The following is an 8,354-nucleotide window of genomic DNA, read 5'->3' as shown; positions in this document are numbered from 1 at the left end:
ACGACCGGCCGCCCCCACCACGTTGCTCGGCCCTGGCCGCGGCGATCCGCCGGGTCGCCCCGCCGACCGGGCCGGACAGATATCCGCCCCCTATGACACGGAATGCCCCGTGTGATGGTCCGGTGGTGACCGGTGGCCACTTACGATCTTCCCACCGTATCGGATGGATCGTTGGGGGTTCGCGGAGAGTCATGTCCGGATGACTGCTCTGTACAGCACGATCGTACGGCGTTTTGTGTGGTTTTGGTGGGATGGGCGGCGCTCGATTGCCTCGGGTGGCGCCCGCGACGCTTCTCCCTCCAAGGGCCATTCCACGCGGAACACCCCGAGATCTCCTGTTCATGGACGAGAACACGCCGCGCCCGCATGTCCATGGCCGGGGTCATGTCCCCCGGTGTGCGCGCCAGTCCGGGTCGCGGCCCAGGAAGGCGAGCAGGTGATCCTGCGCGGGCGCCTGGCGCGGAACGATCACGCGCGCGGCGAACCTGCCCGGGCGGTCCGCGGGCGTGACGAACACCCGGGCCAGCTCCAGCAGTTCCTCGGCCATCGCGGCCGGGATCGGGCGGTGCTCCCCGCACGACCTGGCCACGTCCCAGCCGTGCACGGCGATCTCGATCGCGCCGACCGCGGCCACCATCGGGCTCGACACGTGCCATCCGCCGATGGAGACGGGCTCGTCGGCGAGCAGGGCCGTCCAGAGACCGAGCACCGCCGTCGCGTCGTCCCTGAGGAGCAGGGCCGGATTGGCGATCGCCGGCCGGGGAGGCGCGGCCCCGCAGAGCTCGACGGCACGCGACGCCGCCGCCTCGTTCAGGCTCCGCAGCGAGTCGTCGACGTGGTCGAGCAGCCGCTGCAGGCTCCAGCCGGAGCAGGGTGTGCCCCGGCAGAGCACGTCCGGCGTGACGACCCGCAGGCTCCCCACGGCGTACTCGATCGCCCGCTCCAGCAGCGCCACTCCGGCGGCCAGTGCCCGATTCTGCTCGCCCATCATCGCCTCCTCGGACAGGAAGACCCGGCCACGGCGGGAAATTCATCGCAACCTTCCCGGCCGATCAGAAGTAGACAGGGTGAGGAGGTTCGATCATGAGGTGGCTGACATGCGGGGCGGCCGTGCTGGCGGCGGCCGTCCTGGCCGGATGTTCGACCGCGGCTCCGGCTTCCGGCCCCGCCCCTAGCGGCGTTGCGAGCGCGACCCCGGGCGGCGTACCGACTGGCGTGGCGAGCGCGAGCCCGGGCGGCGTGCCGACTGGCGTGGCGACCCCGGCCCCGAGCGGCGCTGCGAGCGCGACCCCGGGCACCGGCCGGAGCGGCGGGTGTAAGGACGCCGTGGCGCCGGCGGACGGAGGGTTTCCCGAGGTCCAGGGCACGGCTCAGGACGCGGAGCTGTGGGGGCTGCTCTTCGTGAAGAGGACCCCGATCCGTCATGGCGACGAGATCAAGATCGTGTGGCGGATGACCGGTGAAGGGCCGCTGCACGTCAAGGCCACGCTGCCCGGCGGCGCCGCCGCCACGCTCGTCTGGGGGCCCGAGGAGCACGGCGGATCCACCTGGCGGCGGCCCGGTCAGGAGTGGGGCACCGGGTTCGTGTTCCCCGAGCCGGGCTGCTGGAAGATCGAGCTGACCCGTACGCGGGGCTCGGGGCACGTCTGGCTGGCGGTGAACTGACTCCGCGCCCGCCCCCGGCCGAGGGCGGTTCCAGGCCGAAAGACCACGCCCGTCGCCGAGGACGCCCGGGCCGGGCCGGACGGTTACGCGGGGGCCGTGGTCGGGAGGGTCAGGTCTGGGGCAGGGCGCGGTCGATGAAGGTCGTGACGTCGTCCAGGACCTCGTCCTTGTTGGTCTCGTTGAACACCTCGTGCCGGGCCTCCGGGTAGACGCGCTCCGTCAGATCGGCGCCGCGCACGGCCTCGACGCCCGGGCGGCTGCCGGTGATCGGGACGAGCTCGTCCGCCTCCCCGTGCACCCACAACGTCGGCAGCGGTCCGAGCGTGCCGCTCTTGGCGATCGTGGCCAGCGTCGTCGCGAACGCCTCCAGGGTGGCGCGCTTGAAGGGGCCGTGCCAGACCAGCGGGTCGGCGGCGTACGCGGTGCCGACCGTGAGGTCGCGGGAGAGGGTGGCCGGGTCGATCGGGGTGTCCGGCGGCTCCTCGTAGGCCAGCAGTTCCGGGACGATCGCCCAGCTGCCGATCACCGGCCCCGACAGGACGAGCGCGGCCAGCCCGGCTCCGTAGCGCTGGGCGTAGCGGGCCGCGATCAGGCCGCCCATCGAGTGGCCGATCACCACGACGGGCACGTCCGGGTGCTCGGCCCTGCCGCGCTCCTCGACGGTGTGCACGTCGGTGACCACGTTCTCGAAGTCCTCGATGAGCACGCGGTCGCCCTCGGATCTGCCGTGGCCCATGTGGTCGGGCCCGTAGACGGCGGCGCCGTGGCGGACGAGCCGGTCGGCCACGTACTCGTAGCGGCCGATGTGCTCGCCGTACCCGTGGACCAGCACGGCGACATAGCGCGGCCGGTCATTCGGCCAGCTGCGGACCGTGATGCGGCCCCTGGTGCCGGAGAAGGTGTGCTCCCGTGACTGCGCCATCGCTCACTCCTTGATCGAAAGTGCGGCGAGCGTACGCCCGGAGCCGCCCGGCCGTCCACCTGACCTGCCGAGGCGGCCGGTCATGCGATCGGCCGCCTCCGAGCGGTAGCCGCCTGTGAACGCGGATCAGGGGCTACTGCTTCGGGCAGAGCACCGCTTCGGCCGCCTGCTGGATGATCGAGTTAGGGGCATGGGGATTGATGGTCAGCGTGGTGGAGACGGCGAACTGTACGCGCCCGTCGAGCGTGCTGAAGGTCATCGCGTTGAAACCTGCCGCTGCGCCTCCGACAACCCGCATCGGCGGCTCGTTCCCGCATACGCGCTCGGCGGGAGGCGGAGCTTCCGGCTTGCCCGGCGGCGTTGCGTCCCAGACCTGCTGCAGGTCATCCGGCAGCAGCTTGTCCTTCTCGAACGCGCTGAAGAACCTGCTCATGTCACGCGCGGTGGAGACCACTGCTCCGGTGCCCGCGCCGTAGCTCGCGTTGAGCCGGTCCATGTCGCGGAGCTTGCCCTCGTCATCACGAGCGTAACCGTGCCCGTGCGGGCCCTTGATGCCCTCAGAGGACTCCGTGGTCCCGTAGGTGCGGGTCATCTTGAGCGGGTCGAAGATCCGCCGCTTGAACTCCTCGGTCGGGGGGTTGCCGGTGATCTCCTCGATGATCATTCCGAGGAGAATGAAGTTGGTGTTGGAGTAGGTGTACTTCTCGCCCGGCTCCCCCGTCCGGGGCAGGTTGCGGGTCTTCCTCACCAGATCGGCCGGCGAATAGTCGGTCGTGAAGTCGAAGATGTCGAGGTGGCCGTTGGGGATGCCGGAGGTCTGCTGGACAAGGTGCCGGATGGTGATCTCGTCGGCCAGTTCCACCAGGTCCTGCTCGGCCACGATCGGCAGCACGTCGCTGAGCTTGTCGTCCAGGTCGAGCTTGTCCTCCTCGACCAGTTGCAGCGCCACGGTGGCCGTCATGTACTTGCCCTGCGACCCGATGCGGTAGCGGGCGTTCTCGGGAATCTTGCCGCCCTTGCCATCCAGGAGCCTGGAGCCGGCCGTGCCTCCGTCGACCTTCCTGCCGTCGACGTAGAGCTCGCCGATGGCCCCGACGATCCCGGAGTTCTTCGCCAGAGCGGTCATCGCCTTCTGCACGTCCCCGTACCGGGGCTTGGCCTCGGCGGTGGCGGGCTGCACGCTGCCCAGCGCCATCATCGCGCAGGCCAGCCCGGCGATGCCGAGGACCCTCGTGTGCTTCATGCTCGTGAACCTTCCTTGCTGGAAACATCCGGAAGGCGCCGGCCGCATGCCCGGAACTCGCCGAGCCGGGGCCCCTCGACGCCGGCCTCATGTCTAGAGCGGCGGACGTTTCCGTACCGTTTCCGGCTCCTGAGACCTCGGGAGCAAGACGCCCAGCGGGTCTCCGGCAGATCCGAAAGGTATGGGCGGCGAGTTTCTGACACGCCAGGTGAATGCTCGTTCAACCTACATTAAGGACAATGTCCTTCAATTCAGCCAGAGTTTCGATTCGATAGGCAGCCTGCGCGAAATCATGTGATGTCGTGAAGTCGTTGTGGACAACAGCACAGTCAATACCGGCCGCCACGGCTGAGTTCAGCCCTCTGGATGAATCCTCAACGACCAGCGCCTCTTCTTTGGTGGCTCCGAAGCGCTGCACGCCGATCAGGTACGGTTCCGGATGCGGCTTGACGAACTGACAGTCTTCACGAACAACGACGAAATCCATGAACTGCTTGATCTGGCGCTTCTCATGGATGAGTTCGAAATCCGCACGTTTGGCGGTCGTCACGATGGCCATACGGACGTGTTTTGACAGTTCAGCCAGAGCTTCAACGACGCCTTCGATCTCGATGGCTTCTCTTCGCAGATATTCTTGATAGTAATCATTACGGACCTGACGCTGCCTGCTGATGGTCTGTTCATCGATACCGGCCGCCCGGGCCTGGGCCCATGTGCCCAATCCCTGACTCATCTCCCGGAGGTATTGATCCTTGTCCAGAGTCAGGCCGATGTCCGCCAGGGCGCGTTTCCCGGCCTTGTAATACCAGAATTCGGTGTCCACCAGAACGCCGTCGTGATCGAAGAGCACGTACTTCTTCACTGTCTCGGTCCTTTCCGGCCACCGCGGCGACCAGGTGCGTCATCACGAATCACACTGTGATCAACCATAAGTGAAGGGGCCACGACATTCGGGCGGCAGAAACCCGCGGAAGAGCACCTCCTCGGCGAGGTTGCCCGCCTGGTCGGTGAAGCGCAGCCACGGCACGCCTCCCGTGGCGCCCAGCCGCCAGAACCCGAGCGGTGTCATCGCATCCCTGATCAGCACGAACCCGAAGATGAGGGTCAGGATGCGCAGCAGCGGGTCCTGCTCGGCGCGCGCCAGCACGAAGCATGCGCCGATGAGCAGCAGGCCGGGCAGGATCCGGACGCCGTAGGCCAGGAGGCCGGGCAGCGCGAAGACGTCTCCGTTTCTTCGAAGAAAGGGGAGGCAGGGAAGGGCGGGGTGATCGCCTCGCCCTCCCTTGCGAGCCGTGGGGAACGACAGTACTGGGCGACAACCGCGACGGTGGTGTGGCCATGGCTGGAACCGTGGTGATTAGGGACGTACGGAACCGGCCGGGTCCATGCCGGTGGCCGGGAGCGGGATGACGGCGCGTACCTTGCCGCCCGCGCTGTGCTGGATCGGTTCGCTGCCGCGTTCGAGGCGCACATGGCCGAGGTGGTGGCGGGCCAGCAGGTCGCGCATGCGGGTTTCGATCTGGTGCCAGAGGGTTGCGGGGTCGGTTCCAGGTACGGGATGCAGCCGGATGCGTAGCGTGGCCGGCGCGGTGTGGACGATCTGGAACAGCTCCAGGCCGGGCACCGCTTCCAGCAGCGTGGCCAGCGGTAGCGGGGCGAGGGTGACCGGCGCCTGTTCCCTCGCCGTACCGGGGAAGGTGAGCAGGTCGGCGGCGCGGCCCTGGACGCGGACGGCCGGGCCAGGGCTGCCGCACGGGCACGGGTCGGGCCGGAGCACAACGCTGTCACCGAGGTCGTAGCGCAGGATCGGCTGCACGTGGTTGGCCAGGTTGGTCAGCAGCACGGTGTGCGACGGCTCGCCCGGCGCCACCGGCCGGTACTGCTCGTCGACGGGTTCGAGCACGGCCCAGTCGGCGTTGAGGTGCATCCAGCTCTCCGAACAGCCGTAGGACAGGAACGGGCACTCGTTGCAGGCGTAGCTGGTGCGCACCTTCGCCCTCAGCGCGGCCGCGATGCGTGCGTACTCGCCGACGGGCAGTCCTTCGGCGGTGAGCATCACCAGGGCGGGGTTGATGTGCAACCGTCCGGCTTCGGCCTCGCCGGCCAGCAGCGCGCCGATGCTGGCGTAGGGGGCCAGCACCGCCGGGCGAAAGGCGTTGAGCTCGGCCACCAGGTCCTGCAGCGGCTGGTGCACGCTGAGGGCGGCGACGCGGGAGCGGCCGCGCAGCCGGGCGGCGGCCACGGTGGAGGCGAAATGCCCGCCCTCGGGTATCACCAGCGCCGTCCGGGCGCCGCCGCGCGCGATGCGGGCGACGTCCCGCACGCTCAGCCAGCCGGCCAGCAGCCGCGCCATCATCGCGGAGGTCACCGCCGTCGCGCGGGCGTCTTGCAGGAAGATACCGTGCGTGCCGGTGGTGCCGGAGGTGGTGGACAGCGTGTAGCGGCCGGCGAACGGCTGCCCGATGCGCGCCGGGTCGTCGGCGAAGACTCGTGCCTGGGCCAGGGTGACGGCACGGTCGGTGACCCAGTCGTCGAAGGCGGCCATCAGCCCGGGCTTGCTGGTGGGCGGCAGCAGGGCCAGGTCGGCCACTCCGGCCGGCAGGTCCCGGTACAGGTGCCGGTAGTAGGGGGAGCGGGTGCGCGCCCAGGCGACGAGCTCGGTCAGGCGGGCCCGCTGCCGGGCGGCCATCGCCCGCTCGCCGCCCGCCTTGGCCGAGCGGGCGTCGGCCAGCAGCCGCAACGTCGAGGTGTTCATGGTGCTGTGGTGTCCCTTCTGGCCGGCGGCACCGCCGGTGGGTGATGGAGGGCCGGGCACAGCAGCGTGGTGGGAGCCACTTGGAGGAGTCCTTCCCGGGCGGTGGAACCCGGCCGGGCATCCGCGAGAGGGCTCGGCCAGGCATGACTGCGTGGCCGAAGGTCTCGCCCACCGGCCGGTGACCGGTCCCCGCCGCCGGAGAACACGAGGTTCTCAGCGTGTCGACGTGCGGGCGTTGCGGGCTACTCCCCTTCGGAGTAGCTCCAATCATCCACATATTTCGGAAGTCGCGCAAGTATCAAAGCGTAGGGTGAGTGGCAGGTCATCGGCGCGAGACAATGGAGAGACGATGTCGACCTCCCCCGCACCGGGTTCACCCGGCGCCGAGCACCCACCGCCGACCACCGCGCAACTGAAGGCGGCGGCCGAGACGTTCGCTCTGCTGGCCAGCCCGATCCGGCTCCACCTGATGTGGCTGATCACCCACGGTTCCTACGACGTCAGCACGCTGGCCACGCACGTGGGCATCAGCATCGCCACGGTCTCCCAGCACCTGGCCAAGCTCCGACTGGCCGGTCTGATCACCGCACGCCGCGACGGCCGCCGGACGCTGTACGCGGTGGAGGACCCCCATGTGATCACGCTGATCGGCCAGATCTTCGATCACATCGCCCCCGACGGAAGCCTGGCGCCCGATCCTCCTCGCTAGTCGCTGTCCCCGAGCTCCGCGAGGGCAGCCTTGAGCAGGGTAGCCAGCCCGCGGCAGCGACGTGATCGACAGCAACCCGCCTGCGTCGACCGCAGATGGCCCGCCCCGGGGCGTGACGCACCGGCGATCAGCGTCGGGTCGCAGGTCCTCGATGTAGCCGGGGGTGTGCCGGGTGAACTCCCCCCGACCGGTGCGACCGCGACGCCCCCTTCGTCATGTGATGCGGGCCGGCCGGGTCCCCTCCGCCCGGCCGGCCGTCACGAGGCCACGGTGACGTAGTCGAAGTCGTCGTCGGAGAGCGTGCGCCGCAGGATCCGCAGCACCTTGGCCGCGTCGTCGTGCGGCCCTTCCACGTAGAAGGGCCTGCCGTCACGGCCGAACGTGATCGCCGACTTCTCGTCCCACGCGCCGAGAGCTCCGGCCACCGGCTCGAACTCCTCGTCGGGCTCGAACCCGAGCGTGCGGGCGTAGTCGATCGACCCGAGCACGAGGTGCCTGGCCAGCTCGATCGGCGCCTCCTGCCACCCCGCGTACTCGCCGAAGAAGTATTCGCGAAAGCGCCGCAGCTCGAGGTCGTCGAGCACGTCGGGCCCGATGGCGTTCTTCACGCCCAGGCAGTAGACGTCGGCGAGGTAGCCGCAGACCGTCATCCGGTCCCATGTGTGCCGCCGGGCCACGAGCACGCACACCATGCCGTCCGCGCCGGAATCGGGGGCTTCGTCCACCCAGCCGCGCGCGGGGTCGACGTCGAGGCCGTCGCTCCAGCCGGTGTTGATCCAGCACCCGACCACCTCGGGGTCGCCCGTGGGAGCGGTCTCGGCGGCGATGGCCCGCACGAGCGGCGCGACGACCGACGGCGCGACCTTGAGTGCGCGGGCGATCTCCTTCGGGGAGCGGCCCTGGAGGCGCAGCTCGCGTACGCGGTCTTTCAAGTCCATTGGTAGTCAGGGGCGCGGTGCCGTGAAGGCCCGGTTCCCCATCCCCCTTTCAATTCCGTACGTGCGGTTTTCCCGCATACGGCTTACCGATGATCTTCTTGACATGGTTACGCTGCCTTCGG

At 69.4% G+C, this 8,354-nt stretch carries 9 protein-coding genes; 2 read left to right on the top strand and 7 right to left on the bottom strand.

Annotated features, from left to right (window positions below; translation table 11 throughout):
- Positions 1 to 382: 382 nt before the first annotated feature.
- Positions 383 to 988: a TIGR03086 family metal-binding protein gene (locus ABGB01_RS45525; RefSeq protein ID WP_347780552.1), complete on the bottom strand. Its 606-nt coding sequence runs from the start codon at positions 986 to 988 to the stop codon at positions 383 to 385.
- A gap of 95 nt (positions 989 to 1,083) precedes the next feature.
- On the opposite strand from ABGB01_RS45525, the gene ABGB01_RS45520 reads away from it, so the two are divergent.
- Complete coding sequence (locus ABGB01_RS45520) at positions 1,084 to 1,665, top strand: hypothetical protein (RefSeq protein WP_347780550.1); 582 nt, start codon at positions 1,084 to 1,086, stop codon at positions 1,663 to 1,665.
- Positions 1,666 to 1,774: 109 nt separating this feature from the next.
- Here the strand turns inward: ABGB01_RS45520 and ABGB01_RS45515 are convergent, their stop codons facing one another.
- From ABGB01_RS45515 to ABGB01_RS45495, 5 genes are all read right to left on the bottom strand, one after another.
- Positions 1,775 to 2,587 carry a lysophospholipase gene (locus ABGB01_RS45515; protein WP_347780548.1) on the bottom strand — a complete coding sequence of 271 codons (813 nt, stop codon included), beginning with the start codon at positions 2,585 to 2,587 and terminating at the stop codon, positions 1,775 to 1,777.
- A 133-nt stretch (positions 2,588 to 2,720) separates the two neighbouring features.
- Complete coding sequence (locus ABGB01_RS45510) at positions 2,721 to 3,830, bottom strand: serine hydrolase domain-containing protein (protein WP_347780546.1); 1,110 nt, start codon at positions 3,828 to 3,830, stop codon at positions 2,721 to 2,723.
- Between the two features lie 220 nt (positions 3,831 to 4,050).
- Positions 4,051 to 4,692: an HAD family hydrolase gene (locus ABGB01_RS45505; protein ID WP_347780545.1), complete on the bottom strand. Its 642-nt coding sequence runs from the start codon at positions 4,690 to 4,692 to the stop codon at positions 4,051 to 4,053.
- Positions 4,693 to 4,752: 60 nt separating this feature from the next.
- Positions 4,753 to 4,977 carry a hypothetical protein gene (locus tag ABGB01_RS45500; protein WP_347780544.1) on the bottom strand — a complete coding sequence of 75 codons (225 nt, stop codon included), beginning with the start codon at positions 4,975 to 4,977 and terminating at the stop codon, positions 4,753 to 4,755.
- Positions 4,978 to 5,187: 210 nt separating this feature from the next.
- A complete protein-coding gene (locus ABGB01_RS45495; protein ID WP_347780542.1) occupies positions 5,188 to 6,585 on the bottom strand; it encodes a hypothetical protein in 1,398 nt (465 codons plus the stop codon).
- A 349-nt stretch (positions 6,586 to 6,934) separates the two neighbouring features.
- Between ABGB01_RS45495 and ABGB01_RS45490 the strand changes: the two genes are divergently transcribed.
- Complete coding sequence (locus ABGB01_RS45490) at positions 6,935 to 7,294, top strand: metalloregulator ArsR/SmtB family transcription factor (protein ID WP_347780540.1); 360 nt, start codon at positions 6,935 to 6,937, stop codon at positions 7,292 to 7,294.
- Positions 7,295 to 7,551: 257 nt separating this feature from the next.
- Here ABGB01_RS45490 and ABGB01_RS45485 read toward each other — a convergent pair whose 3' ends face one another.
- Complete coding sequence (locus tag ABGB01_RS45485; protein ID WP_347780538.1) at positions 7,552 to 8,232, bottom strand: helix-turn-helix domain-containing protein; 681 nt, start codon at positions 8,230 to 8,232, stop codon at positions 7,552 to 7,554.
- Positions 8,233 to 8,354 lie beyond the last annotated feature (122 nt).

The sequence above is a fragment of the Nonomuraea sp. B5E05 genome (assembly GCF_039880665.1).
Lineage (GTDB): Bacteria > Actinomycetota > Actinomycetes > Streptosporangiales > Streptosporangiaceae > Nonomuraea.
This window is presented reverse-complemented; position numbering and strand designations above follow the sequence as displayed.